29 protein-coding genes are annotated in these 25,237 nt (G+C 72.3%); 22 read left to right on the top strand and 7 right to left on the bottom strand.

Annotated features, from left to right (window positions below; translation table 11 throughout):
- Nucleotides 1-75 precede the first annotated feature (75 nt).
- From NW895_RS25590 to NW895_RS25620, 7 genes are all read left to right on the top strand, one after another.
- Nucleotides 76-909, top strand: coding sequence for a M55 family metallopeptidase (locus NW895_RS25590; protein WP_289938368.1), 834 nt, complete (start codon nucleotides 76-78; stop codon nucleotides 907-909).
- Entirely contained in the window at nucleotides 902-2,206 is a 1,305-nt protein-coding gene (locus NW895_RS25595; RefSeq protein ID WP_289938369.1) for a M20/M25/M40 family metallo-hydrolase, read from the top strand. Before NW895_RS25590 ends, NW895_RS25595 begins: the two co-directional genes overlap by 8 nt.
- A gap of 16 nt (nucleotides 2,207-2,222) precedes the next feature.
- Nucleotides 2,223-4,175, top strand: coding sequence for a prolyl oligopeptidase family serine peptidase (locus tag NW895_RS25600; RefSeq protein ID WP_289938371.1), 1,953 nt, complete (start codon nucleotides 2,223-2,225; stop codon nucleotides 4,173-4,175).
- Nucleotides 4,172-5,095, top strand: coding sequence for an LD-carboxypeptidase (locus NW895_RS25605; RefSeq protein WP_289938372.1), 924 nt, complete (start codon nucleotides 4,172-4,174; stop codon nucleotides 5,093-5,095). The genes NW895_RS25600 and NW895_RS25605 overlap by 4 nt, the downstream gene beginning before the upstream one ends.
- Before the next feature lie 149 nt (nucleotides 5,096-5,244).
- Nucleotides 5,245-7,014: a CocE/NonD family hydrolase gene (locus NW895_RS25610; protein ID WP_289938373.1), complete on the top strand. Its 1,770-nt coding sequence runs from the start codon at nucleotides 5,245-5,247 to the stop codon at nucleotides 7,012-7,014.
- Between the two features lie 59 nt (nucleotides 7,015-7,073).
- Nucleotides 7,074-7,316 (top strand): DUF1049 domain-containing protein, encoded by a 243-nt coding sequence (locus tag NW895_RS25615; protein ID WP_289938374.1) that lies wholly within the window; start codon nucleotides 7,074-7,076, stop codon nucleotides 7,314-7,316.
- A gap of 19 nt (nucleotides 7,317-7,335) precedes the next feature.
- The gene (locus NW895_RS25620) at nucleotides 7,336-7,887 is read left to right on the top strand and encodes a GNAT family N-acetyltransferase (RefSeq protein ID WP_289938376.1); all 552 of its coding nucleotides are present in this window, start codon (nucleotides 7,336-7,338) and stop codon (nucleotides 7,885-7,887) included.
- On the opposite strand, the gene NW895_RS25625 is transcribed toward NW895_RS25620, so the two are convergent.
- A complete protein-coding gene (locus NW895_RS25625) occupies nucleotides 7,859-8,206 on the bottom strand; it encodes a DUF6204 family protein (RefSeq protein WP_289938377.1) in 348 nt (115 codons plus the stop codon). The two genes, NW895_RS25620 and NW895_RS25625, sit on opposite strands and share 29 nt — an antisense overlap.
- A gap of 93 nt (nucleotides 8,207-8,299) precedes the next feature.
- Complete coding sequence (locus NW895_RS25630) at nucleotides 8,300-8,647, bottom strand: VOC family protein (RefSeq protein WP_289938380.1); 348 nt, start codon at nucleotides 8,645-8,647, stop codon at nucleotides 8,300-8,302.
- Between the two features lie 166 nt (nucleotides 8,648-8,813).
- Here NW895_RS25630 and NW895_RS25635 point away from each other — a divergent pair, with 166 nt between their 5' ends.
- Nucleotides 8,814-9,173: a phage holin family protein gene (locus NW895_RS25635; protein ID WP_289938381.1), complete on the top strand. Its 360-nt coding sequence runs from the start codon at nucleotides 8,814-8,816 to the stop codon at nucleotides 9,171-9,173.
- 6 nt (nucleotides 9,174-9,179) lie between these two features.
- Nucleotides 9,180-10,229: an SDR family oxidoreductase gene (locus tag NW895_RS25640; protein ID WP_289938382.1), complete on the top strand. Its 1,050-nt coding sequence runs from the start codon at nucleotides 9,180-9,182 to the stop codon at nucleotides 10,227-10,229.
- Nucleotides 10,230-10,267: 38 nt separating this feature from the next.
- Here the strand turns inward: NW895_RS25640 and NW895_RS25645 are convergent, their stop codons facing one another.
- Both NW895_RS25645 and NW895_RS25650 read right to left on the bottom strand, forming a co-directional pair.
- Complete coding sequence (locus NW895_RS25645; protein WP_289938383.1) at nucleotides 10,268-11,359, bottom strand: enolase C-terminal domain-like protein; 1,092 nt, start codon at nucleotides 11,357-11,359, stop codon at nucleotides 10,268-10,270.
- Nucleotides 11,360-11,376: 17 nt separating this feature from the next.
- Complete coding sequence (locus NW895_RS25650) at nucleotides 11,377-12,333, bottom strand: LLM class F420-dependent oxidoreductase (protein ID WP_289938384.1); 957 nt, start codon at nucleotides 12,331-12,333, stop codon at nucleotides 11,377-11,379.
- Nucleotides 12,334-12,502: 169 nt separating this feature from the next.
- Between NW895_RS25650 and NW895_RS25655 the strand changes: the two genes are divergently transcribed.
- From NW895_RS25655 to NW895_RS25715, 13 genes are all read left to right on the top strand, one after another.
- Nucleotides 12,503-14,329, top strand: coding sequence for an FAD-dependent oxidoreductase (locus NW895_RS25655; RefSeq protein WP_289938386.1), 1,827 nt, complete (start codon nucleotides 12,503-12,505; stop codon nucleotides 14,327-14,329).
- Nucleotides 14,326-16,182: a transketolase gene (locus tag NW895_RS25660; RefSeq protein WP_289938388.1), complete on the top strand. Its 1,857-nt coding sequence runs from the start codon at nucleotides 14,326-14,328 to the stop codon at nucleotides 16,180-16,182. The genes NW895_RS25655 and NW895_RS25660 overlap by 4 nt, the downstream gene beginning before the upstream one ends.
- Nucleotides 16,179-17,108, top strand: a complete 930-nt coding sequence (ligD, locus tag NW895_RS25665; protein WP_289938389.1) for a non-homologous end-joining DNA ligase — start codon at nucleotides 16,179-16,181, stop codon at nucleotides 17,106-17,108. The genes NW895_RS25660 and ligD overlap by 4 nt, the downstream gene beginning before the upstream one ends.
- Before the next feature lie 66 nt (nucleotides 17,109-17,174).
- Complete coding sequence (locus tag NW895_RS25670; RefSeq protein ID WP_289938390.1) at nucleotides 17,175-17,549, top strand: gas vesicle protein; 375 nt, start codon at nucleotides 17,175-17,177, stop codon at nucleotides 17,547-17,549.
- Between the two features lie 46 nt (nucleotides 17,550-17,595).
- Nucleotides 17,596-18,030, top strand: coding sequence for a gas vesicle structural protein GvpA (locus tag NW895_RS25675; RefSeq protein WP_289938391.1), 435 nt, complete (start codon nucleotides 17,596-17,598; stop codon nucleotides 18,028-18,030).
- The gene (locus NW895_RS25680; RefSeq protein ID WP_289938392.1) at nucleotides 18,027-18,797 is read left to right on the top strand and encodes a GvpL/GvpF family gas vesicle protein; all 771 of its coding nucleotides are present in this window, start codon (nucleotides 18,027-18,029) and stop codon (nucleotides 18,795-18,797) included. Before NW895_RS25675 ends, NW895_RS25680 begins: the two co-directional genes overlap by 4 nt.
- Nucleotides 18,798-18,800: 3 nt before the next feature.
- A complete protein-coding gene (locus NW895_RS25685; protein ID WP_289938393.1) occupies nucleotides 18,801-19,064 on the top strand; it encodes a gas vesicle protein GvpG in 264 nt (87 codons plus the stop codon).
- Nucleotides 19,061-19,720, top strand: coding sequence for a DNA primase (locus NW895_RS25690; RefSeq protein WP_289938394.1), 660 nt, complete (start codon nucleotides 19,061-19,063; stop codon nucleotides 19,718-19,720). The genes NW895_RS25685 and NW895_RS25690 overlap by 4 nt, the downstream gene beginning before the upstream one ends.
- A complete protein-coding gene (locus NW895_RS25695) occupies nucleotides 19,717-20,781 on the top strand; it encodes an SRPBCC family protein (RefSeq protein WP_289938395.1) in 1,065 nt (354 codons plus the stop codon). Before NW895_RS25690 ends, NW895_RS25695 begins: the two co-directional genes overlap by 4 nt.
- Nucleotides 20,778-21,104, top strand: a complete 327-nt coding sequence (locus NW895_RS25700; RefSeq protein WP_289938396.1) for a gas vesicle protein — start codon at nucleotides 20,778-20,780, stop codon at nucleotides 21,102-21,104. Before NW895_RS25695 ends, NW895_RS25700 begins: the two co-directional genes overlap by 4 nt.
- Nucleotides 21,101-21,895 carry a GvpL/GvpF family gas vesicle protein gene (locus NW895_RS25705; RefSeq protein ID WP_289938397.1) on the top strand — a complete coding sequence of 265 codons (795 nt, stop codon included), beginning with the start codon at nucleotides 21,101-21,103 and terminating at the stop codon, nucleotides 21,893-21,895. The genes NW895_RS25700 and NW895_RS25705 overlap by 4 nt, the downstream gene beginning before the upstream one ends.
- Entirely contained in the window at nucleotides 21,892-22,080 is a 189-nt protein-coding gene (locus NW895_RS25710; RefSeq protein ID WP_289938398.1) for a gas vesicle protein, read from the top strand. Before NW895_RS25705 ends, NW895_RS25710 begins: the two co-directional genes overlap by 4 nt.
- A complete protein-coding gene (locus NW895_RS25715) occupies nucleotides 22,077-22,379 on the top strand; it encodes a gas vesicle protein K (RefSeq protein ID WP_289938399.1) in 303 nt (100 codons plus the stop codon). The genes NW895_RS25710 and NW895_RS25715 overlap by 4 nt, the downstream gene beginning before the upstream one ends.
- 53 nt (nucleotides 22,380-22,432) lie before the next feature.
- Here NW895_RS25715 and NW895_RS25720 read toward each other — a convergent pair whose 3' ends face one another.
- From NW895_RS25720 to NW895_RS25730, 3 genes are all read right to left on the bottom strand, one after another.
- Nucleotides 22,433-22,603, bottom strand: a complete 171-nt coding sequence (locus NW895_RS25720) for a hydrophobic protein (protein WP_289938400.1) — start codon at nucleotides 22,601-22,603, stop codon at nucleotides 22,433-22,435.
- A gap of 42 nt (nucleotides 22,604-22,645) precedes the next feature.
- Complete coding sequence (locus NW895_RS25725; RefSeq protein WP_289938402.1) at nucleotides 22,646-23,476, bottom strand: class I SAM-dependent methyltransferase; 831 nt, start codon at nucleotides 23,474-23,476, stop codon at nucleotides 22,646-22,648.
- 155 nt (nucleotides 23,477-23,631) lie between these two features.
- Entirely contained in the window at nucleotides 23,632-25,125 is a 1,494-nt protein-coding gene (locus NW895_RS25730; protein WP_289938403.1) for a bifunctional phosphatase PAP2/diacylglycerol kinase family protein, read from the bottom strand.
- Nucleotides 25,126-25,237: the final 112 nt, after the last annotated feature.

Here is a 25,237-nt window from a genome sequence, read left to right on the forward strand (position 1 = left end):
ACCGTTCTGTGAAGAGTGCGACCTGACGCCCTCAGCCATGGCCGGTCCCCCCTCCGGCGCGTAACGTGACGCAGCATGAAGATCCTGATCAGCGCCGACATGGAGGGCGCCACGGGCGTGACCTGGCCGGACGATGTGGTGCCGGGCGCGTCGCAGTGGGAGCGGTGCCGTTCGCTGTTCACCTCGGACGTCAACGCCGCCGTGCTCGGTTTCTTCGACGGTGGCGCCGATGAGGTCCTCATCAACGAGGCGCACTGGAGTATGCGCAATCTGCTGCTGGAGCAGCTGGACGAGCGGGCGCAGATGCTGACCGGGCGGCACAAGGCGCTGTCCATGGTGGAGGGCGTGCAGCACGGCGACGTGGACGGTGTCGCGTTCGTCGGCTACCACGCGGGCGCCGGCATGGAGGGCGTCCTCGCGCACACCTACCTCGCCAACTCCATCACCGGGGTGTGGCTGAACGACGTCCGGGCCAGCGAGGGGCTCCTCAACGCCCATGTCGTCGCCGAGTACGGGGTGCCCGTCGTCCTCGTCACCGGCGACGACGTGGCCTGCGAGGACGCCCTCGGCTACGCGCCCGAGGCGCTGAAGGTCGCCGTCAAGGACCACGTCTCGCGGTACGCGGCCGTGTGCCGTACACCGGCCAGGACCGCCGCCGACATCCGGGCGGCGGCCAAGGAGGCCGCCCCACTGGCGGTGCGTCACGCGCCGGTGCGCGGCGGACCGTTCACCGTCGCGGTGGAGTTCGACGCGGAGCACCTGGCGATGGCCGCGACCGTCGTGCCGGGTGTGGACCGCGCCGGAGAGCGGAAGGTGACCTACACCAGCGGCACCATGTACGAGGGGATCCGCACGTTCAAGGCGGTCACCACGATCGTCTCGGCGGCGGTGGAGGAGCAGTATGGCTGACGGGCAGGCCCTGGACGAGGTCGTGACGTTCACGTCCGACCTCATCCGGATCGACACCAGCAACCGGGGCGGCGGCGACTGCCGGGAGCGCCCGGCCGCCGAGTACGCGGCGGAGCGGCTCGCTCAGGCCGGACTGGCACCGGTGCTGCTGGAACGCACCCTGGGCCGGACGAACGTCGTCGCCCGTGTCGAGGGCACCGACCCGTCGGCGGACGCGCTGCTGGTCCACGGCCATCTGGACGTGGTGCCCGCCGAGGCCGCGGACTGGAGCGTGCACCCGTTCTCCGGGGAGGTCCGCGACGGGGTCGTCTGGGGCCGTGGCGCGGTCGACATGAAGAACATGGACGCGATGATCCTCGCCGTCGTGCGGGCCTGGGCCCGGCAGGGCGTACGGCCCCGGCGGGACGTGGTGATCGCGTTCACCGCGGACGAGGAGGCCAGCGCCGAGGACGGCTCCGGCTTCCTCGCCGACGAGCACGCCGCGCTGTTCGAGGGCTGCACCGAGGGCATCAGCGAGTCCGGGGCGTTCACCTTCCACGACGGCAGCGGCCGGCAGCTCTATCCGATCGCGGCCGGCGAGCGCGGCACGGGCTGGCTCAAGCTCACCGCGCGCGGGCGGGCCGGGCACGGTTCCCGGACGAACCGGGAGAACGCCGTCACCCGCCTGGCCGCCGCCATCACCCGCATCGGCGACCACGAGTGGCCGATCCGGCTGACCCCGACCGTCCACGCGGCCCTCACCGAACTCGCCGGGCTGTACGGCCTCGAAGCCGACCTGGACGACATCGACACCCTCCTGGAGAAACTCGGCCCGGCCGCGGGGCTCGTCGAGCCCACCGTCCGCAACAGCGCCAACCCGACCATGCTGAACGCCGGCTACAAGATCAACGTGATCCCGGGGGAGGCCGTGGCCTACGTGGACGGCCGTTACCTGGCCGGCCACGAGGAGGAGTTCCGTACCACCCTCGACCGGCTGACCGGCCCGGACGTGGACTGGGAGTTCCAGCACCGTGAGGTCGCCCTCCAGGCGCCGGTGGACTCGCCGACGTACCGGCGGATGCGGGCCGCCGTGGAGGAGTCCGCGCCGGAGGGACACGTGGTGCCGTACTGCATGCCCGGCGGCACGGACGCCAAGCAGTTCTCGCGCCTCGGCATCACCGGCTACGGCTTCTCGCCGCTGAAGCTCCCCGAGGGCTTCGACCACTCGGCCCTGTTCCACGGCGTCGACGAACGCGTCCCCGTCGAGGCGCTGCACTTCGGCGTCCGGGTACTCGACCGTTTCCTGCGGACGGCCTAGGGGAGTGGGGGAGAGCGTGCAGACCCTGGCGTACGGATCGTGGCCCTCGCCGATCGACGCGTCGCTCGCCGCCGCGCACGACGGGTACCCCGAGTTCGTGGGGTTCGTCGGCGACGAGGTGTGGTGGACCGAGGCGCGCCCCGCCGAGGGCGGACGCCGCACGCTGGTGCGGCGGCGCGCCGACGGGACCCAGGAACCGGTGCTGGCGGCTCCGTGGAACGTACGCAGCCGTGTCATCGAGTACGGCGGACGGCCCTGGGCCGCGGTGCTGACGGACGGCGGGCCGCTGGTCGTCTTCGTGCACTTCGCCGACCAGCGGCTGTACCGGTGGGAGCCGGGCGGTGAGCCGCGCCCGCTGACCCCCGTGTCCCCGGTGGGCGGCGGCCTGCGCTGGGCGGAGCCGCAGCTGCGCCTCGGACTCGGTGAGGTGTGGTGCGTGCTGGAGGAGTTCACCGGCGACGGGCCCACGGACGTGCGCCGCGTGCTCGCCGCGGTGCCGCTGGACGGCTCGGCGGCGCAGGACCGGGACGCCGTACGCGAACTCACCGACGCCCGGCACCGGTTCGTCACCGGCCCCCGGATCTCGCCGGACGGGCGGCGTGCGGCCTGGCTCGCCTGGGACCACCCGCGCATGCCCTGGGACGGCACCGAGCTGATCGTCGCCGGGATCGAAGGAGACGGCCCCCTACGGGAGGCCCGGACCGTCGCCGGCGGTCCCGAGGAGTCCATCGCGCAGGTCGACTGGGCCCCCGACGGCTCCCTGCTGTACGCGAGCGACCGCACCGGCTGGTGGAACCTCTACCGCGACGGCGTACCGGTGTGCCCGCGCGAGGAGGAGTTCGCCGGGCCGCTGTGGAAGCTCGGTCTGCGCTGGTTCGCGCCGCTGGACAGCGGTCTGATCGCCGTCGTGCACGGCCGCGGCGCCACCGCGCTCGGGATGCTGGACCCCGAGACCGGCGAGGTCGTCGACGCGGCGGGTCCCTGGACGGAGTTCGCGCCCACCCTTGCGGCGCTCGGCGAGCGGGTCGTGGGCGTCGGCGCGAGCCCGCGTTCCTCCTACGAGGTGGTGGAGCTGGACGCCCGTACCGGCCACGCCCGCGTGATCGGCGCCGCGCATGAGGACGTCGTGGACCCCGTTTACTATCCCGAGCCGCAGATCCGCACCTTCACCGGCCCCGCCGGACGTGAGATCCACGCGCACGTCTACCCGCCCCACAACCCCGGCTGCGTGCCACCCGGCGGCGAGCTGCCGCCGTACGTCATCCGGGTGCACGGCGGCCCCACCAGCCGGGCGCCCCTCGTCCTCGACCTGGAGATCGCCTACTTCACCTCGCGCGGCATCGGGGTCGCCGAGGTCAACCACGGCGGCTCGACGGGACACGGCAGGGACTACCGCGACCGGCTGCGCGAGCAGTGGGGCGTGGTCGACGTCGAGGACTGCGCCGCCGTCGCGCTGGCCCTGGCCGACGAGGGCACCGCCGACCGGGACCGGCTCGCCATCCGCGGCGGCAGCGCGGGCGGCTGGACCGCGGCCGCCTCGCTGGCCACCACCGACGTCTACGCCTGCGGCACCATCCTGTACCCCGTCCTCGACCTCACCGGCTGGGGCACGGGGGAGACCCACGACTTCGAGTCGCAGTACCTGGAAACCCTCATCGGCCCGTACGCCGAAGTGCCCGGCCGGTACGCGCAGCGGTCGCCCATCGAGCACGCCGACCGCGTCAGCGCGCCGTTCCTGCTGCTCCAGGGCCTGGATGACGTGATCTGCCCGCCCGCTCAGTGCGAGAGGTTCCTCGCCCGCCTGAAGGGCAGACGGGTGCCGCACGCCTACCTCACCTTCGAGGGCGAGGGGCACGGCTTCCGGCGGGCGGAGACCACGATCCGTGTCCTGGAGTCCGAACTCTCCCTGTACGCCCAGGTGTTCGGCCTGAACCCGCGCGGCATCCCGACCCTGGAGCTGACCAAGTGAAACCCCTTCTCCGACCGTCCCGGCTCGCCCCCGGCGCCCGCGTGGCCGTCGTCGCGCCCAGCGGGCCCGTGCCCGAGGAACGGCTGCAGGCCGGGCTGGACCTGCTGCGCGGCTGGGACCTCGACCCCGTGGTCGCGCCCCATGTGCTGGACCGGCACCGGGAGTTCGGCTATCTGGCGGGCACGGACGCGGACCGGGCCGCCGATCTGCAGGCCGCCTGGTGCGACCCGTCGGTGGACGCGGTGCTGTGCGCACGGGGCGGGTACGGGGCGCAGCGGATGGCCGACCTGCTCGACTGGGAGGCGATGCGCGCGGCCGGGCCGAAGGTGTTCGTCGGCTTCAGCGACATCACCGCGCTGCACGAGGCGTTCGCCACCCGGCTGGGCCTGGTCACGCTGCACGGCCCGATGGCCGCGGGCATCGACTTCATCAAGAACGCCGGGGCGCAGGACCACCTGAGGGCCACCCTCTTCGCGCCGGAGACGGTCCGCACGATCACCTCCGGTGGCACGCCCCTGGTTCCCGGCCGGGCGCGGGGCGTCACCCTCGGCGGCTGCCTGAGCCTGCTCGCCGCCGAGCTGGGCACCCCGCACGCCCGGCCCTCCGCGCGCGGCGGGCTGCTCTGCCTGGAGGACGTGGGGGAGGAGACGTACCGGCTGGACCGCTACCTCACCCAGCTGCTGCGCGCCGGCCGGCTCGACGGGGTCCACGGGGTGCTGCTCGGCTCGTGGGAGCGGTGCGAGCCGTACGAGGGCCTGCGTCCGTTGTTCGCCGACCGGCTCGGAGGGCTCGGCGTGCCGGTCGTGGAGGACGTCCGGTTCGGCCACTGCGAAGGGGCGCTCACGATCCCCTTCGGGGTCGCCGCCGAACTCGACGCGGAAGCGGGAACGTTGACGCTCGACGAGCCGGCCCTGCGCTGACCCGCCCACCGCTGAATACTCGTCAAGAAAGCCCTCTTCACGGTGATTGACATCGTCTGACACGTTTCGCGTCATGACGACCGGCCCATACTTACTGATCGGTAAGCGAGGCTGTCCTCAGCGTGGAGGTCCATGTGTCCCGTCGTCGTGTGCCCGGATCACGAGCCGCTCTCGCGCTCACCCTCGGCGCCGCCCTCACCGCATCCCTCGCCCTCACCGTCCCCACTGAGGCAGCCGACCGCTTGACCGTCACTCCGCTCACCTTCACCGTCCGGGCGGGCGACCGCACCTGCGCGGTCGACGCCGACCTGTACCGGCCCGGGGGCGTGGACCCCGCCCACCCGGCACCCGCCGTGCTCGCCACCAACGGCTTCGGCGGCAGCAAGACCGACGGGCGGACCGACGCCATCGGCAAGGCCCTCGCACAGCGCGGCTATGTCTCGCTCGTCTACTCCGGCCTCGGGTTCGGCAGATCCGGCTGCCTGATCTCGCTCGACGATCCGCGCATCGACGGCGCCGCCGCCTCGCAGCTGATCGACTTCCTGGGCGGGAAGCGCGCCGCCGACGACGGCACCACCGCCGGCTTCGTGACGCTGGACGCCCCGGGCGATCCGCGCGTCGGCATGATCGGCGGCTCCTACGGCGGTGCCGTCCAGCTGGCGACGGCCGCCGCCGACCACCGCGTCGACGCGCTCGTGCCCCTGCTCACCTGGAACGACCTGGCGTACTCCCTCGACCCCAACAACGCGTCCGGTGCCGGGAGAGTCCCCGGCGCCTTCAAATGGCAGTGGACCAACGGCTTCTACCTCATCGGCGAGGCCCAGCCGCTGACGGAGCCGAACCTCGACGCCTCCCGCATCAACTCCCTCCCCTGCCTGCACTTCGTCACCCAGGCCTGCGAGATGGTCCGCACCCTCAACTCGGGCCGCTACCCGGCCGACAGGACGGCCAGGCTGCTCGCCTACGCACGCAGTGTGTCGCCGGTGTCGTACCTCGACCGGGTGAAGGCGCCCACCCTGCTGGTCCAGGGGCAGGCCGACAGCCTCTTCAACCTCAACGAGGCGACGGCGACGTACCGGACGCTCAGGGCGCGCGGCACGACCGCCAAGATGATCTGGCAGTCGTGGGGCCACAGCCGCCGACGCACCGACCCCGCACCGGGCGAGCTCGACCTCGCCGCGGCCAACCTGGAGTCCTCCTACGTCGGCCGGCGCATCCTGGCCTGGTTCGACCACCACCTGCGCCGGCGGACCCAGGTGGACACCGGACCGGCCTTCGCCTACCACCGCGACTGGATCACCGACCCGGACCACACCTACGCCACCGCCGACCGCCTCCCCGAGCTCAGCCGGAACCTCTACCTCTCCGGCGACGGCAGACTCGTCGACAACCACGCCGAGGTGACGCCCGGCAGCCGCACCTACGCCAACCGGCTCGTCCCCACCAGCCACTCGGAGAACGCGCTGGCCACACTCCTCGGGCTGCCGAACCCGGCGCCGTACGACACCAAGGGCACCTACCTCGGATGGACCAGCGCGCCGCTGGAGCGCGACCTCGACGTCGTCGGCGCGCCCCGGGCCACGCTCAAGGTCGTCTCCCTGAAGGCGGAGCGGACCCAGACCTCGGGCGACGCCGCCGACAAGCTCGTCCTGTTCGCCAAGCTGTACGACGTCGCCCCCGACGGCACCCGGACACTGGTGCACCGCCTGGTCGCCCCGGTCCGCGTGCCCGACGTGACGAAGAGCTTCACCGTCACCCTGCCGGGCATCGTGCACCGGTACGCGAAGGGGCACCGGCTGCGGTTCGTGATCGCGGCGAGCGACGACGCCTACGTCGGGAACCGGGGGATCAAGCCGGTGACCGTGGTCAGTGCGCCGGGGAACACCGGGGTGCTGCAGCTGCCGGTGACAGACGGGTGAGTCACCCGAAAGGCGGTCTCCGCCCTGCGCGGGCCCTGCTCCCGTCTCACCCTGGTCGCATGAGCCCGAAGACCTCCGAGAGCGGCACCAGGAGCGGTGGCCGGGCCGAGGCGGTGACGCCCGCCCGGCTGACCGTGCTGCTGCTCGCCGCCCTGGCCCTGATCTTCATCTTCGAGAACACCCGCGCCACCGCGATCCGGCTGCTGGGCCCCGAGGTGACGATGCCGCTGTGGATGGCGCTGCTGGGCATGGGTGTCATCGGCGCCCTGTGCGGGGCGTACTTCATGAAGCGGCGCGGTTAGCGCGTCGTAGGGTGGCCGGGTGCCTCACCACGCGTCCCGCTATCTCGCCGAAGGCCCCCGGGTGGGCATACGGCACTTCACCTACGACGACGGCGCCGAGTTCACCGCCCGCGTCCGGGAGAGCAAGGACCTGCACCGCCCCTGGCTCTTCCCGCCGGACAGCGCCGCCGCGTACGCCCTGTACGCGGGCCGGCTGATCGAGGACCCGACCAAGGCCGGGTTCCTGGTCTGCGAGCGGGACAGCGACGGCATCGCCGGGTTCATCAACGTCAACAACATCGTCGAGGGCGGCTTCCAGTGCGGGACCCTCGGCTACGGCGCCTTCGCGCACGCGGCGGGCCGCGGGCTGATGCGCGAGGGGCTGAACCTCGTGATCCGGCACGCCTTCGGTCCCATGCGGCTGCACCGGCTGGAGATCAACGTCCAGCCCGGCAACGCCGCGTCGATCGCCCTGGCCCGCACCTGCGGGTTCCGCCTGGAGGGCTTCTCCCCGGACATGATCTACGTCGACGGGGCCTGGCGCGACCACGAACGATGGGCCATCACCGCCGAGATGGTGACTTCCGGTTGACCTTCATCGTGTCCAGGTCGGTGACGGTCGAGCGCAGGTCCCCGAAACCGTAGCCGAGGCCACGGAGCGCGGTCTCGGCCCGGTCCTCCGCGATCGCCGCCGCCATCTCCTCGCCGTCCGCCGCGTCCGAGACCACGACGTACCGCATCGAGAAGTGCTTCAGCGGTGAGGGCTCGTACGACAGCGAGCCCTCCTCGGTGAACCGCATGCTGGTCAGACCGTGCTCCCCGGCCTCGGCGAGCAGCCGGGCACGGGCCTCGTCGGTGAGGGACTCCCAGCTGCCCCGGACGATCACCCGGTAGGTGTGCTGCTCGCTCATCTGCGGACCCGCTCCTCTGCTCGTGCCGTCGAAGGCACGACTGTACGTCTGCGAGGGCGCACCGCATACGGAATATCCGGGCCGCGAGCCCGGCTATCCGCGGCGGTCCACGTACTCGTACACCGTGCCGTCCGGGTGCCGCGCGATCAGGTTGCGGCCCCCCGGTGTGGCGACCGGGCCCGCGATGACGTCGGCGCCCAGCTCGGTGAGGACCCGGTGGGCCTCGTCGACGTCCGTCACGGCGATCGTCGCCGCCACCTTGCGCAGCACCTCCAGCTCCGCCAGGGGCCCGCTCATCAGCAGGAAACAGCCGATCGCGGCCACCTGGACGCCACCGCGCTCGAAGCGGAGCGCTCTGCCGCCCGCGAGGCGCTCGTAGAAGGGGATCGCTTTCTCCAGGTCGTCGACGCAGACGCGCAGCGTGGCTCCGAGAATCTCCATGCGGAGGAGCCTAGTTAAGCGCGGCCGAAGCGGGTGATCATTCCACACGATCCCCGCGCCCCGGCCGCGCGGGCGCCACGGCTCGGGGCGCCGCCCCGCCTACGCGCGGGTGCGCGGCCGTCACGCACGGCGTTATGCGTACGGGTGTACGGGTACCCGGGGCGGCATGGACCGCTTGGATCACCTGGAGCATCTGGACAGGCGTCTGGTCGACGAGCTGGCGCAAGTGGCCCGCGAGACCGTACGCGACGAGCTGCGCGAGCAGACACGCAGGCAGCGCCGTACGGCCATGCTGTACGCCGCCTCCGGCACCGTGGCCCTGTACGCGGGCGGGGCCCTCGCGCTCACCCTGGGCCTGGCCCTCGCCCTGGCCCTGCCGGACTGGGCCGCGGCGCTGATCACCGCCGTGATCCTGGGCGCCGTGGCCTATGTGCTGCGCGGCGCGGCCCGGCCCTCTGCGGCGCGGCCCGCGCCGGCACCCAGCGGGAACGACACCGACCTCGCACCTCCGCACCACCGGGCGTGATGCACTGTGCGCAAGCCTTGGAAGGAACTGCCGAAGGGGCCGCTGTCCAAGCGCGGCCGGGCCGTCGTGGTGACCGGCGCCAGCGGGGGCGTGGGCAGGGCCACCGCCCTCGCCTTCGCCGCCCGGGGCGACCGGGTCGCCCTGCTGGCCCGCGGCCGTGAGGGCCTCGCCGCCGCGGCGGACGAGGTGCAGCGCGCCGGGGGAGAGGCGCTCGTCGTGCCCGTGGACGTCTCCGACGCCAAGGCCGTCGACGACGCCGCCCAGCAGGTCGCCGACACGTTCGGCTCGATCGACGTCTGGGTCAACAACGCCTTCGCGGGCGTCTTCGCGCCGTTCACGGAGGTCGCCCCGGACGAGTTCCGCCGGGTGACCGAGGTGACGTACCTCGGCTATGTGTTCGGCACCCGGGCCGCCCTGCACCACATGCTGCCCCGCGACCGCGGCACCATCGTGCAGGTCGGCTCCGCGCTCGCCTACCGCGGGATTCCCCTGCAGTCCGCGTACTGCGGGGCCAAGCACGCGATCCAGGGGTTCAACGAGTCGCTGCGGTGCGAGCTGCTGCACGCGGGCAGCGGCGTCCGTACGACGATGGTGCAGCTGCCGGCGGTGAACACACCCCAGTTCGACTGGGTGTTGAGCCGTATGCCGGGGCGGGCCCGGCCCGTGGCGCCCGTGTACCAGCCGGAGGTGGCGGCGCGGGCGATCGTGCACGCGGCCTCCCACGCGCGGCGGCGCGAGTACTGGGTCGGCGGCTCGACGGTGGCCACGCTGCTCGCCAACGCGGTCGCGCCCGGGCTGCTGGACCGGTACCTCGCCCGCACCGGGTTCGACTCGCAGCAGGACCCGGGCGAGCACGGCCGGCCGGGGAACCTGTGGACCCCGGCGGACGGCCCCCACGGGCACGACTTCGGGGCGCACGGACGCTTCGACGCGGAGTCCCGTTCCACCAGCCCGCAGGAGTGGGTCTCCCTGAACCGCGGCCGGATGGGCAAGGCCCTCACCGTCGGCGCCGGCGTCCTCGCCGCCCGCAAACTCACCCGCCTGGCCCGCCGCTAGGGCTGAGGTGACCCGGTACTCCCCTGGTCTAGCCGGGTCTAGGCGACCCGGTACTCGGCCACGTCCTCCGCCCGCAGCGTCAGGCCGTGGCCGAGGGCCTGGGTCGGGGTGACCGTGCCGCCCGTGGGGTCCAGGGCTCCGTCGAAGAACATCGACTCGATGCGGACGTGGTCGTGGAACCACTCGATGTGGCGCAGGTTCGGAACCGCCGCGGCGACGGCGGCATGGGCGTGCGGGGCGCAGTGGGTGGAGATCTCCACGCCGTGCGCCTGAGCCAGGGCCGCGGCGCGCAGGAACTCGGTGAGGCCGCCGCAGCGTGTGACATCCACCTGGAGGCAGTCGACCGCCCCTGCGGCGATCATGCGGGCGAAGTAGGGCAGGTCGTAGCCGTACTCGCCGGCCGTGACATCGCACACCAGCGCGTCCCGGACCAGCCGCAACCCCGTCAGGTCGTCCGAGGACACCGGCTCCTCGAACCAGCCCACGCCGTGCTCGGCGAGGGCGTGCCCGACGCGGACGGCCTGCTTGCGCGTATAGGCGCCGTTGGCGTCGACGTACAACTCCGCGTGCGAGCCGATGACCTGGCGGGCCGTGCGGACGCGGGCCAGGTCGCGGGCGGCCTCGCCGCCCCAGCTCTCCCCGATCTTGATCTTGACGCGGGGGATGTGCTGGCCGTGCACCCAGCCGTTCAGCTGCGCGGCCAGATGCGTGTCGTGGTACGTCGTGAAGCCACCGCTGCCGTACACCGGCACCCGCTCCCGGCAGACGCCCAGCAGGCGGGCCAGGGGCAGCTCCAGCAGCCGGGCCTTGAGGTCCCACAGGGCGAGGTCGAGGGCCGAGATGGCGCAGGAGGCGATGCCGGGGCGGCCCGCGTTGCGGACCGAGCGGCACATCGCCTCGTGCGCGGCCGGGATGTCCAGGGCGCTCATGCCCTCCACCAGCGGGGCGAGATGGTCGCGCAGGAAGTCGCCGACCGCCGCCGGGCCGTAGGTCCAGCCCGTGCCGGTCGTGTCGTCCGTCGACACCTCGCAGACCACCACGGTCGTGGAGTCCCAGGCCAGGGTGCCGTCCGCCTCGGGGGCGTCGGTCGGCACCGTGTAGACGGAGACGGCGGGTCGGTGGAGCTTCATCGGCTGCTCACCGCCCGTCAGTGCTGCAGCTGGGGCAGCACCTTGGTCCGGTAGAAGTCGAAGAAGCCGCGCACGTCGGGGCCGATCTGGTTGACGTAGATCCGGTCGAAGCCGGCGTCGGCGAACTGCTTGAGTTCCGCTATGTGCTCGTCGACGTCGTCGCCGCACACCCGGTTCTCCCGCACCATGTCCTCGGTGACCAGCTGCTGCGCCTGCTCGAAGTGCTTCGGCGAGGGCAGCACCTGGCCCAGCTCGCCGGGCAGCTGCTCGTTGGCCCACAGCCGGTGCACGGTCCGTACGGCCTCGTCCTTGTCGGTGTCGTAGCAGACCTTGGTGCCGCCGCTGACCAGCTTGCCGCCGCCCCCGCCCTTGCGGTACTGCTCCACCATCGACTCGTCCGGCATGATCGTGATGTAGCCGTCGCCCACCCGGGACGCGAGCTGGATCGCCGCGGGCCCGAAGCCGGAGATGTCGATCGGGACGGGCTGGTCGGGGACCGTGTACAGGCGGGCGTTCTCCACCGTGTAGTACGTGCCGTGGTGGTTGACCTCCTCGCCGGTGAACAGCCGGCGCATGATCTGGATGGCCTCCTCCAGCATCTCCAGCCGCACATGCGCGGCGGGCCAGGCGTCACCGAGGATGTGCTCGTTCAGCGCCTCGCCCGTGCCGACACCGAGCCGGAAGCGGCCCTCGGTCATCACCGCGCTGGTCGCCGCGGCCTGGGCCACCACCGCCGGGTGGATGCGTACGGTCGGACAGGTCACCGCCGTCTCGATCGGCAGCGACACGGCCTCCGACAGCGCGCCGATCACCGACCACACGAACGGACTCTGCCCCTGCGCGTCGTTCCACGGGTGGTAGTGGTCCGAGATCCACAGTGCCTGGAATCCGGCCTGCTCGGCCATCCGTGCCTGCTCGATCAGCTCCGCGGGACCGTACTGCTCGCAGGAGAGGAAGTAGCCGTACTCGGGCATGGGGGGTGTGCCTCCGTGAAGGGGGTGGTTCGTATCCCGCTCCGGGTACCCGGGGGCCGCTGCGGAAACCGGCGGACGGCGGGGCCTCGGCCCGGCGGCGACGTTTGGGTGCCCTGGCCATGGGGACGCGGAAGGCTCCCGAGGTACGCGAACAGCGCCGGAGGCAACCGTGAGTCGACCCCGCATCGTGATCGTCGGAGCCGGCTTCGCCGGGTACCGGGCGGCCCGCACCCTGTCCAAACTCTCCCGGGGCCGCGCCGACATCACCCTGCTCAACCCGACCGACTACTTCCTGTACCTGCCGCTGCTGCCGCAGGTCGCCGCCGGTGTCCTGGAGCCGCGACGGGTCACGGTCTCCCTGTCGGGCACGCTGCCGCACGTCAAGCTGGTGCTGGGCGAGGCCGACCGCATCGACCTCGACGGGCGGGCGGTGCACTACACCGACCCCGAGGGCGGCGAGGGCACGCTGGAGTACGACCGGCTGGTGCTCGCCGCCGGCAGCGTCAACAAGCTGCTGCCCATCCCCGGCGTCGCCGAGCACGCGCACGGCTTCCGCGGGCTGCCCGAGGCGCTGTACCTGCGGGACCACGTGACCCGGCAGGTGGAACTGGCGGCCGCCGCCGACGACCCGGAGAGCTGCGCCGCCCGGTGCACCTTCGTCGTGGTCGGCGCCGGGTACACCGGCACCGAGGTCGCCGCGCACGGGCAGCTGTTCACCGACGCGCAGGTGCGCAAACACCCGCTGCGGCAGGGCATGCGGCCGCGCTGGATGCTGCTGGACATCGCGCCGCGGGTGCTGCCGGAGATGGACGAGAAGCTCTCCGAGACCGCCGACCGGGTGCTGCGGCAGCGGGGGGTCGACGTACGGATGGGCACCTCCGTGAAGGAGGCCACGCACGACGGCGTGCTGCTGACCGACGGCGAGTTCGTCGAGACCCGCACGCTGGTGTGGTGCGTGGGGGTACGGCCCGATCCGCTCGCCGAGTCGCTGGGGCTGCCCCTGGAGCGGGGGCGGCTGCTGGTCGACCCGCAGCTCCGGGTGCCGGGGCGGCCGGAGGTGTTCGCGTGCGGTGACGCGGCGGCGGTGCCCGATCCGGAGAAACCGGGGAACCACACGCCGATGACCGCGCAGCACGCCTGGCGGCAGGGGAAGATCGCGGCGCTGAATGTCGCCGCGTCGCTCGGCCGGGGCGAGATGCGGCCCTACCGCCATCGCGACCTCGGCTTCGTCGTGGACCTGGGCGGCGCCAAGGCCGCCGCCAACCCGCTCGGCGTGCCCCTGTCCGGTGTGCCGGCCGGCGCGGTCACCCGCGGCTACCACCTGGCCGCCATGCCCGGCAACCGCGTCCGGGTCGCCGCCGACTGGCTCCTGGACGCCGTACTGCCCCGTCAGGCCGTCCAGCTGGGGCTCGTACGGTCCTGGTCGGTGCCCTTGGACACGGCGTCGCCGGAGCTGGCGCGGGTGCCGGGTGGGCCGGGGCAGCGGGAGGAGGGTGACCGGAACCTGGGCCAGGTGGTGGCCGGCCCGAAGGCCCGCGAGCGGGCGGGCACCCGCTCGGGTCCCGGAACCGGGACCCCGACCGACACGGGCGCCATCTCTTCGGAGGCTGAGCCGGGTGAGGGGCCTGCGGAGGGCCGCTCCGGGGGCGGGGCGGGGAAGAGGCAGCCCGGTGAGCCCGGTGGCGAACCGGCGAAGAACCAGCCTGGTGGCGAGGCCGCGAAGAGGCAGCCTGGCGGCGAGCCCGCGAAGAACCAGCCCGGTGGCGAACCCGCCAAGAACCAGCCCGGTGGCGAACCGGCGAAGAAGCGGCCGGGTGGTGAGCCCGGCAAGAAGCAGCCGGGTGGCGAGGCCGCCAAGAACCAACCGGGCGATGGGACCGCTGAGGATCACCCCGTGCCTCGGCCACCGGCCGACCAGCCACCCCCCGGCCCCCACACCGCGCCCGGCCCAGTCAAGCGTTCCGATGACCCCGCGGAAGCGGAAGGAGACTCATGAACACCGGTGAACTCGTCGACCTCGGACAGCAGTTGCGCGTGGACAGTGTCCGCGCCGCCGCCGCCGCGGGCTCCGGGCACCCCACGTCGTCGATGTCCGCGGCGGATCTGATGGCCGTCCTGCTCGCCCACCACTTCCGCTACGACTTCGACCGCCCCGCCCACCCCGGCAACGACCGCTTCGTGCTCTCCAAGGGGCACGCCTCGCCCCTGCTGTACTCCGCCTACAAGGCGGCCGGCGCGATCGACGACGAGGAGCTGCTCACCTTCCGCAAGCTGGGCAGCCGGCTGGAGGGGCACCCGACGCCGCAGCGGCTGCCGTGGGTCGAGACGGCCACGGGCTCGCTGGGGCAGGGCCTGCCGGTGGGCGTCGGGATCGCCCTGGCCGGCAAGCGGCTGGACCGCACCGGTTACCGGGTGTGGGTGCTCACCGGCGACAGCGAGCTGGCCGAGGGATCCATCTGGGAGGCCGCCGAGCAGGCGGCGTACGAGCACCTCGACAACCTCACCGTGATCGTCGACGTCAACCGGCTCGGCCAGCGCGGCCCGACCCGGCACGGCCACGACCTCGACGCCTACGCCCGCCGCTTCCAGGCGTTCGGCTGGCACACGATCGAGATCGACGGCCACGACGTCGACGCCATCGACCGCGCCTACGGCGAAGCCCTGTCCACCAAGGGCCAGCCGACCGCCGTCCTCGCCCGCACCCTCAAGGGCAAGGGCGTCGAGGCCGTCCAGGACCGCGAGGGCCTGCACGGCAAGCCGCTCCCGGACGCCGACGAGGCGATCGCCGAGCTCGGCGGCCCCCGCGACATCCGCGTCCAGGTGCAGGAGCCGCCCGCCGCCCGCATGCTGCACGCCGTGCGCGACGGGCACCTCGACCTGCCCCGCTGGGACAAGGGAGACCCCGAGAAGGGCGTGGCCACCCGCAATGCCTACGGGCAGGCGCTGGCCGCGCTCGGCACCGCACGCCAGGACGTCGTCGCCCTCGACGGCGAGGTCGGCGACTCCACGCGCGCCGAGTTCTTCGCCAAGGAACACCCCGACCGCTACTTCGAGTGCTACATCGCCGAGCAGCAGATGGTGGCCGCCGCGGTGGGGCTCGCGGCGCGCGGCTGGGTGCCGTACGCCGCCACGTTCGCGGCCTTCCTCACCCGCGCCCACGACTTCGTACGGATGGCCTCGATCAGCGGCTCCGGCATCAACCTCGTCGGCTCGCACGCGGGTGTCGCCATCGGACAGGACGGACCCAGCCAGATGGGTCTGGAGGACCTCGCCATGATGCGGGCGGTACACGGCTCGACCGTGCTGTACCCCTGCGACGCCAACCAGACCGCGCGCCTCGTCGCCGCGATGGCCGGCCTGGAGGGCATCCGCTACCTGCGCACCTCGCGCGGCGAGAGCCCGGTGATCTACGGCCCCGACGAGGAGTTCCCGATCGGCGGCAGCAAGGTGCTGCGCTCCTCCGGCCAGGACCGGATGACCATCGTCGCGGCGGGCGACACCGTGCACGAGGCGCTGGCCGCCGCCGACGCCCTCGACCGGGAGGGCATCAAGGCCCGGGTGATCGACCTGTACTCGGTCAAGCCCGTCGACCGGCTCACCCTGCGGCAGGCCGCCGAGGACACCGGCTGCCTGCTGACCGTGGAGGACCACCACCCCGAGGGCGGCATCGGGGACGCGGTCGTCGAACCGTTCCTCGACGGGCGCCCGATGCCGCGCCTGGTGCGGCTGGCCGTCCGTACGATGCCGGGCTCGGCCTCGCCGGCCGAGCAGCTGCACGCCGCGGGCATCGACGCCGAGTCCATCGCGGCGGCCGGGCGGCTGCTGGTGGAGCAGGCGGTCGTGCCGTGAGCGGTGACGGCGGGCGGACCGTGCGGGCCGGCCGGCGCACGGTTCAGGTCCACCGGGCGGAGAAGGTGCTCTTCCCGGGCGGCGACGGCGACGCGAAGGAGTACACCAAGGGCGATCTCGTCGACTACTACCGGAGCGTCGCCCCGTTCATGCTGCCGCACCTGAGGGGCCGCCCGCTGATGCTGGAACGGCACCCGGACGGGATCGACGGCCCGACGTTCATGCAGAAGAACACCCCGGAGAACTATCCGGAGTGGATCACCCGCCTCAAGGTGCCCAAGGAGGGCGGCACCGTCTGTCACACCGTCTGCGACGACACCGCCACCCTCCTCTTCCTCGCCGACCAGGCCTGCCTCACCCTGCACCGCTGGCTGTCACGGGCCGGACGCGTCGACCGGCCCGACCGGATGGTCTTCGACCTCGACCCGGCCGAGGACGACTTCACCCAGGTCCGCGAGGCGGCCATACTGCTGGGCGAGCTGCTCGACGAGCTGAACCTGCCCTCCGCCCTGATGACCACCGGCTCGCGCGGACTGCACGTCGTCGTGCCGCTGAGCGGCCATCACGACTTCGGCGACGTCCGCGAGTTCGCCCGTGACGTCGCCGACACCCTCGCCGCCGCGCACCCCGACCGGCTCACCACCGCCGCCCGCAAGAAGGACCGCGGCGGCCGGCTCTACCTCGACGTGCAGCGCAACGCCTACGCCCAGACCGCGGTCGCCCCCTTCACCGTCCGCGCCCGGCCGGGCGCACCCGTGGCCACGCCCATCTCCTGGTCCCAGCTGGACGACCCCGCTCTGCACGCCCGCCGCTGGACCGTCGCCGACGCCCTCGACCAGGCGCGCGCCAACCCCTGGGCCGGGCTCATGAGCCGTGGACGGGCCCTGGGGCCCGCCCGGCGGCGGCTGAACGCCCTGCGCGGCTGATCCCCGAAATGCCGCTCGTGGAGGTTTGGCGAACACTCTTGCGGCCACACGGAGGGGGAGGTGGCCATGTCGAACACAAGAAACACGTCTGAATCACAACAACAGTCGCAGGGTTCACAGAAGTCACAAACGTCTCGCAATCCGAACGACAACCACCCGGCGGACGACCGGCCGAGCCCCATGGAGGTGCTGCGCGAGGCGCGCGCACAGCTCGCGGAGCTCACCGGCATGGCCGCCGAGTCCGTGTCGTCCTTCGAGCAGACCGAGGAGGGCTGGTCGCTGGAGGTCGAGGTCATGGAGCTCGCCCGCGTGCCCGACACGATGAGCCTGATGGCGAGCTACCAGGTGGAACTCGACACCCAGGGACAGCTCACCGGTTACCGGCGCGTCCGGCGCTACGAGCGCGGCAGGGCCGACCCGCGAGGCGGTGGCGGCCGCTAGGCCGCCCGACCGGACCCGCATCCACAGACAGGGAGGAAAAGCCGGCATGACCGTAGTACCGGCACAGCAGACCGGCGGCGGAGGCGGCAGCAGCGGCCTCTACGACGTTCTTGAGCTCGTTCTGGACAGGGGGCTCGTCATCGACGCGTTCGTGCGTGTGTCCCTGGTCGGCATCGAGATCCTCAAGATCGACGTCCGGGTCGTCGTCGCCAGCGTCGACACCTACCTGCGCTTCGCCGAGGCGTGCAACCGGCTGGACCTGGAGGCCGGGCCGCGCAAGAGCCCGGGGCTGCCCGACATGGTCGGGGAGATCACCGAGTCCGGTGCGCGCGGCAAGTCCAAGGGAGCGCTGTCCGGCGCCGCCGAGACCATATCCGACGCCTTCAAGCAGGCCCGTGGCGAGAGCGAGGAGCGCGAGGCCGAGGGCCGCCCGCGCACCCGTAAGACCACGGCCGCACGCAGGAAGGAGGAGCAGGAGTGAGCACGTACGTCTATGGCATCACCGCCGGCTCGCATCCCGCGCTCCCCGACGGCATGGCCGGCGTCGGCGATCCGCCGTGCCCGGTACGCATCCTGAAGGAGGGCGAGCTCGCGGCCGTCGTGAGTGACGCGCCCGAGGGGCTGCGACCCAAGCGCCGGGACCTGCTCGCCCACCAGAACGTGCTCAGCGAGGTGGGCGCGGCGGGCGTCGTGCTGCCCATGCGGTTCGGCAGCGTCGCCCCGGACGACAAGGCCGTCACCGGGGTGCTCGCCGAGCGCGCCGAGCACTACAAGGAGCGCCTGCGGACGCTCGACGGCAAGGTCGAGTACAACGTCAAGGCCGTGCACAACGAAGAGGCCGTGCTGCACCGCGTGCTCTCCGAGAACCCGGAGATCCGCGGCCTGACGGAGGCCAACCGGAAGGCGGGCGGCGGGACGTACGACGACCGGCTCAAGCTCGGCGAGATGGTCGCGGCCGCCGTCAAGGCGCGGGAGACCGAGGACGCGGACCAGGTGCGCGGTGCCCTTGAAACGGTCGCGGAGGCGGTCAGTGTGGGCCCGGAGTCCACCGGCTGGCTCGCCAATGTGTCGTTCCTGGTGGACCGGGGCCGGGCCGAGCAGTTCCTCGCCGCGGCGGAGGAGGTCCGCGCCGCCCACCCGCACCTCGAACTGCGCGTCAACGGCCCGCTGCCGCCGTACAGCTTCGTCGAGCCCGGCCCCGCCGAGCCCGCGGGCACCACGACCGGGATGAGTCAGGGAGCTGAATGAGCCGTGGGACTGATCTCAGAGGTGCTCCTGCTGCCGTTCGCGCCGGTGCGCGGCAGCGCGTGGGCGATCAGACAGGCGATCCGTGAGGCGGAACGCCTGTACTACGACCCGGCTGCGGTCCGGGCCGAACTCGCCCAGCTGGAGGAGCAGCTTGAGGCGGGCGAGATCGACGAGGAGGAGTTCGACCGACGGGAGGACGAACTCCTCGACCGGCTGGAGATCGGCCTGCGCGGTGGCGCGGGAACAGGCGAGGGGACGGCACGATGAACCGAGTGGGACTGGGCCTCGCGGTCGGGGCCGGATACGTCCTCGGACGGACGAAGAAGATGAAGCTGGCGATGGCCGTCGGCAGCCTCGCGGCCGGCAAGCGGATGCATCTGAGCCCGCGGGCGCTCGCGGACGTGGTGAACCAGCAACTGAAGAACAACCCGCAGCTCAAGGAGATCGGCGAGGAGCTGCGCCAGGATCTGCGCGGGGTGGGCAAGGCGGCTTCGGGCGCCATGGTGGAGCGGCAGATCGACGCGCTCGCCGACCGCCTCCACGGACGTACCGCCCAGGTGCGCGACCAGCTCACCGGGGTGACGTCCAAGGCGTCGGGCCTGGGCTCGGAGGAGTCGGAGAAGGCCGAGGACACCGAGGGTTCCGCGGACGAGGAGGCGCGGGAGGAGCGGCCGGACGAGGCCGAGGAGGAGCCAGAACCCGGCGAGGAACCCGGGCCGCGCGGCAAGGCCGCGAAGAAGGCCCCGCCGAAGCCGCGGCAGGCCATGAAGAAGGCCCCCGCCAAGAAGGCCGCCGCCAAGAAGACCCCTGGCAAGAAGGCGGCGGCGAAGAAGACCGGGGCCGCCAAGAAGACGGCCGGCAAGAAGACGGCCTCGGCCGGGGGTGCCCGGCCCAGGTTGCCGAAGGGCGGCGGTGAACGATGACCGAGACTCTCGGATCCGCGACCTCCGCGGCACGCGGAGCGGCGAAGGGCCCGCTCGGCGACGTGGCCCACAGCGAGGCCGCCGAGCGGCTCAAGGAAGAGCTTCAGGAATACCTCTCGGCCCAGGCCCAGCGCGTGCTGGTCGGCGTGGGCCGCAAACTGGGCGAGACCACGGTCAAGCTGAACGACATCGCCGAGGGCAAGAGTCCGGGCTTCGCCAAGCTCGCCCTCGACGGCGGCCGCAAGCTCGCCCAGGGCAAGGGCCCGCTGCGCTCCGCGCTGGAGGTCGGTGCCTCCCGCGCCAAGGACAACGTGCTCGGCACCCTGAAGAACCTCGGCGGCAAGAGCGAGGGCAAGCGCAAGGGCAGAGCGGGCGCCAAGCCCACAGTCATCCTGGAACACATCGACGTCGGCGTACCGCTGCGCACGGCGTACGACCAGTGGACCCAGTACCAGACCTTCAGCACCTTCGCCCAGGGTGTGAAGAGTGCGAAGCGCGAGGACGACACGCACTCCGACTGGCAGCTGAAGGTGTTCTGGTCCAGCCGCAGCTGGAAGGCGCATACGACCGAGCAGGTCCCCGACGACCGGATCGCGTGGACGTCGGAGGGCGCCAAGGGCACGACGAAGGGTGTCGTTTCCTTCCACCGGCTCGCCGACAACCTCACCCGCATCCTGCTGGTCATCGAGTACTACCCGAGCGGCTTCTTCGAGAAGACCGGCAACCTCTGGCGCGCCCAGGGCCGCCGTGCCCGGCTCGACCTGAAGAACTTCGCCCGCTTCATCACGCTCCAGGGCGAGGCGGAGGAAGCCTGGCGCGGCGAGATCCGCGACGGCGAGCTCGTGCGCAGCCACGAGGACGCGCTCACCGAGGAGGAAGAGGAGGAAGAGGAGAGCGGCGAGTACGAGGAGGAGCCCGAGGCGGAGGAGGAAGAGGAAGAGGAGCCTGAGGACGAAGAGGAGCCCGAGGAGGACCTGGAGGAGGAAGAGGAACCCGAGGGCGAGTACGAGGACGAGTACGACGAGAGCGACGAGTACGCCGAAGGCGGGAGCCGCCGATGACGACACCCAGCCGGCTGCCCGAGCCGTACGGTCCCAGCAGTGGCGCCAACCTGGCCGACATCCTGGAGCGGGTGCTCGACAAAGGGATCGTCATCGCGGGCGACATCCGCATCAACCTGCTCGACATCGAACTCCTCACCGTCAAACTGCGTCTCATCGTCGCCTCCGTCGACAAGGCGAAGGAGATGGGCATCGACTGGTGGGAGAGCGACCCGGCGCTGTCCTCGCGCGCTCGCCGCGACGAACTGGCCCGGGAGAACGCCGAGTTGCGGCACCGGCTGGCGCAACTGGAGACGGGTTATGCGGAGGAGGAGGCACCGTGACCGGACTGCGGTACGTCTACGCCGTCTGCCACCCCTTCGGCGCGGCCCTGCAGGCCGAGCTGACGGGCGTGGCGGGCGACCCGCCCAGACTGCTGACCCACCACGGACTGGTCGCCGTCGTCAGCCACGTACCCGAGGCCGACTTCGCCGAGGAGCCGCTCCACGCCCATCTGGAGGACCTCGACTGGCTGACGGCGACGGCGCGGGCCCACCAGGGTGTGATCGACGCGCTCACCACCGTCACCAGTCCGCTGCCGCTGCGGCTCGGCACCGTCTTCCGGGACGACAGTGGCGTGCGGACGATGATCGAGGCTCGCGAGGACGATTTCCGGCGCACCCTCGACCGGCTGCAGGGACGGGTGGAGTGGGGCGTCAAGGTGTACGCCGAGATGGCACCCGAGGCGGTAACCGGTCCGCCCCCGGCGAAACCGGCCTCGGGCCGGGATTACCTGCGTCAGCGGCGTATGCAGACCCGGGCGCACGAGGACATGTGGCAGAAGGCCGAGGAATTCGCGACCCGGCTGCACGAGAGGCTTTCCGCATACGCCGAGGATTCCCGACTGCACGCACCGCAGAACGCGACGCTTTCCGGGGCGGCCGGGAAAAATGTGCTGAATGCCGCCTATTTGGTGCCGCGGGCGGACTCGGAGGAATTCGTGGAAATGGTGGACCGGACGAAGGATGATGCACCCGGAATGCGTGTGGAACTCACCGGCCCGTGGGCGGCCTATTCCTTTGCTGAATTTGCTGAGTCCGCCGAACTCCCCGAGTCCGCTGAGGAGGGGGCGTGACCGTCGTCGAACGCCGTGAGGTGGCCCTCGTGGACCTTCTCGACCGGCTGCTGGCCGGCGGGGTCGTCATCACGGGGGACGTCACCCTGCGCATCGCGGACGTCGACCTCGTCCGTATCGACCTGAACGCGCTCATCAGCTCGGTGAACGCCCAGGTCCCGTCGCCGTTCGGGGAGCTGACGTGACCCCGCGCGAACCCCGTCGCAACCGCAGCAACCGGCTGGACCTGGAGCCTGACACGGTGGAGCGGGACCTCGTGAAGCTCGTCCTGACCGTGGTGGAGCTGCTCCGTCAGCTCATGGAGCGCCAGGCGCTGCGCCGGGTCGACGTCGGTGATCTGTCCGAGGAGCAGGAGGAGCGCATCGGGCTCACCCTGATGCTCCTGGAGGACCGCATGGCCGAACTGCGCGACCGCTACGGACTGCGGCCCGAGGACCTGAATCTGGACCTCGGGCCGCTCGGGCCTCTGCTGCCCCGGGACTGATTCCGGGACTGATGTTCCAGGACCGGTCCCGGGGCTCGTTCAGAGGCCTTTGTTCACCACCTGTACCAGCGGCCCCTGCCTCCCGTCGCCGTCGTGCCGCGGGCCAGGAATCCCAGCAGCCACAGAACGAGAACTGCCAGAGCAATCCACCAGAGCACCTTTACTGCGAATCCCGCACCGAAGAGAATCAGCGCCAGGAGTAGTACCAGCAGAATGGGAACCATAGTGTGAACCTCCTGCTTTCCGGGTTTCCCGGAAAAGGCGGTTCAGGCTTCCTTTCGGCAGAGAATTTCTCCGTGCAGCACGCTGAACCAGCCGTCCTCCCGCTGCCCCCACTCCCGCCAGGCCTCGGACACCGCCCGCAGCTGTTCGGGGGTCGCGTGGCCGCCCTCCGTGGCCCGCCCGGCGTACGCCGACGCCAGGGTGCGGTCCGCCCACAGGCCGCTCCACCAGGCCCGCTCCTCGGCCGTGCTGAAGGTCCAGGTGCTGGACGTCGCCGTGACGTCCGTCAGGCCCGCGCGCAGCGCCCAGGACTTCAGCCGGCGCCCGGCGTCCGGCTCGCCGCCGTTGGCGCGGGCCACCCGGCGGTACAGGTCCAGCCAGTCCTCCATCCCCTGGGAGGCCGGGAACCAGGTCATGGCGGCGTAGTCCGAGTCGCGCACGGCGACGAAACCACCCGGCTTGGTCACCCGCTTCATCTCGCGCAGCGCCTGCACGGGGTCGCCGACGTGCTGGAGCACCTGGTGGGCGTGGACCACGCAGAAGGTGTCGTCCGGGTAGTCCAGGGCGTGCACGTCGGCGACCGTGAAGTCGAGGTTGGCCAGTCCGCGTTCGGCGGCCGTGGCCCGGGCCCGGTCCAGGATCTCCGGCTCCCGGTCGACGCCGGTGACGTGCCCGTCGGGGACCAGCGCCGCCAGGTCGGCGGTGATCGTGCCCGGGCCGCAGCCGATGTCCAGGATCTTCATGTGCGGCTTCAGGGAGCCGAGCAGGTAGGCCGCGGAGTTGGCGGCGGTGCGCCAGGTGTGCGAACGCAGCACGGACTCGTGGTGCCCGTGCGTGTAGACGGCGGTCTCCTGTGGCTTCGACGGCTGCGACATGGCTGATCCCCTCTTCGGCATCGCGTCGTGCCGGTCACGGGCCTGCTCGGCCCGCCCGGCGTGGGATCACGGTAAGCCGCGGGATCGGATAGTGAGACCCGTGTTTTGCTATATGGACTGACGCTGTGTCAGGTCGAGCGGTGTGATCGGTCCCGTCAGCTTCCGGGCAGGGGCCGGTACACCGTGAGCGCCTCGGGCAGCTTCTCCAGCGTCACCTCGCCCTGCACCTCGGTGACCTCGCCGTCGTAGGCGAGGAGCGTGCCGGGCGCGACGCCGGTCAGCCGGAGGCGGCCGACCTGGACCGCCGCGTGGGCGGGGGAGCGGGTCAGCGGGCCCGCGAGCGCGGCGGCGAGCAGACGCGCGGCGGGCCTGCGGCCGCCGTGCACGACGCGTACGTCGAGCTTCCCGTCCGCCAGGTCCAGCCGGCGCCCGGGCGCGAGGCCCACGCGGTGGTAGGTGCCGTTGCCGGCGAACAGCAGCCACAGCGGGCGGGTCCGCCCCTGGAACTCCGCCTGCAGCGGGTGCCGGTCGGAGCGCAGGACGCGCAGCGCCGCGAGGACGCCGGCCGGCCAGCCGCCGATCCGGTGCGACCAGCGGTCCCGTTCGCGCACCAGCTCGGGGTACACGCCCAGGCTGAAGGTGTTGAGGAAGACGCCCGCACGGTCCCCCGAGGTGAACCGGCCGACGTCGACGCGTACGGCGTCGCCCCTCTCCAGGGCCCTGGCGAGACCGCGCGCGTCCTCCACTCCCAGGTCGTAGGCGAAATGGTTGAGGGTGCCGCCCGGCAGGACGGCGAGCGGCAGCCCGTGACGCAGGGCGATCTCGGCAGCCGCGTTCACCGTGCCGTCGCCGCCGCACACGCCGAGGACGCGGGCACGGGCCGCGGCCTTCTCCAACTCGGCCGGCACGTCCTGCGGGTCGCACTCGACGACCTCCGCGCGGGGCAGCGCGTCCAGCAGGGCGCGGGCGCGGTCGGCCGTGCCGGCGGCCGTGTTCGCCACGAGGACCAGGCCCTCGCCGTGCTCCAGCGCCGGGGCGTCCGTACGGGGCCGGGCCGGCGGAACGGCCCGGTCGCGGGTCGGCACCAGACCCCGTACGGCGAACGCCGCGCCCGCGCCCAGGGCCGCACCGGCCAGGACGTCGCTCGGGAAGTGGACGCCGGTGTAGACGCGGGACATGGCCACCGAGAAGGCGACGGGGGCCACGGCCGCCCCCCAGGCCGGTGACTCCAGCGCGACGCCGGTCGCGAACGCGGCCGCCGACGCGGAATGGCCGGACGGGAAGGACGTGGTGATCGGCTGCCGCTTCAGCTGCCGGACGAGCGGTACGGGGTCGAGCACGGGCCGGGGGCGGCGGACCGAACGCTTGCCGAAGGTGTTGATGGTGAGGGAGGCCAGGCTGAGGGAGGCCAGGCCGCGGGCTGCGGCGCGACGGGCCCTGGGCGTACGGCTCGCCGCCATCGCGGCCGCGGCCGCGAACCACAGCACCCCGTGGTTCGCGCTCCGGCTCAGCCGGGGGAGCACGGGTTCCGCACCGGGCCAGTTCCGCTCGGCGGCGAACTCGAACACCCGGCGGTCCAGAGCGAGCAGGCGGTCACGCAAGGGGTGGGGGCCGGGTTTCGGGACGGTGAGGTCTACGTCGGGGCTCATGAGTCCCGCTTACCCGGGGACGGGGGTTTCCTGCCGCCGGGTGCCCGGGGTCACGCCGCCGGATGCACAACCTGCCCGGCTCCGCCTCGGAACGCGCTGCGAAAAGCGATTG

The organism is Streptomyces sp. S.PNR 29 (genome assembly GCF_030386795.1).
GTDB lineage: Bacteria > Actinomycetota > Actinomycetes > Streptomycetales > Streptomycetaceae > Streptomyces.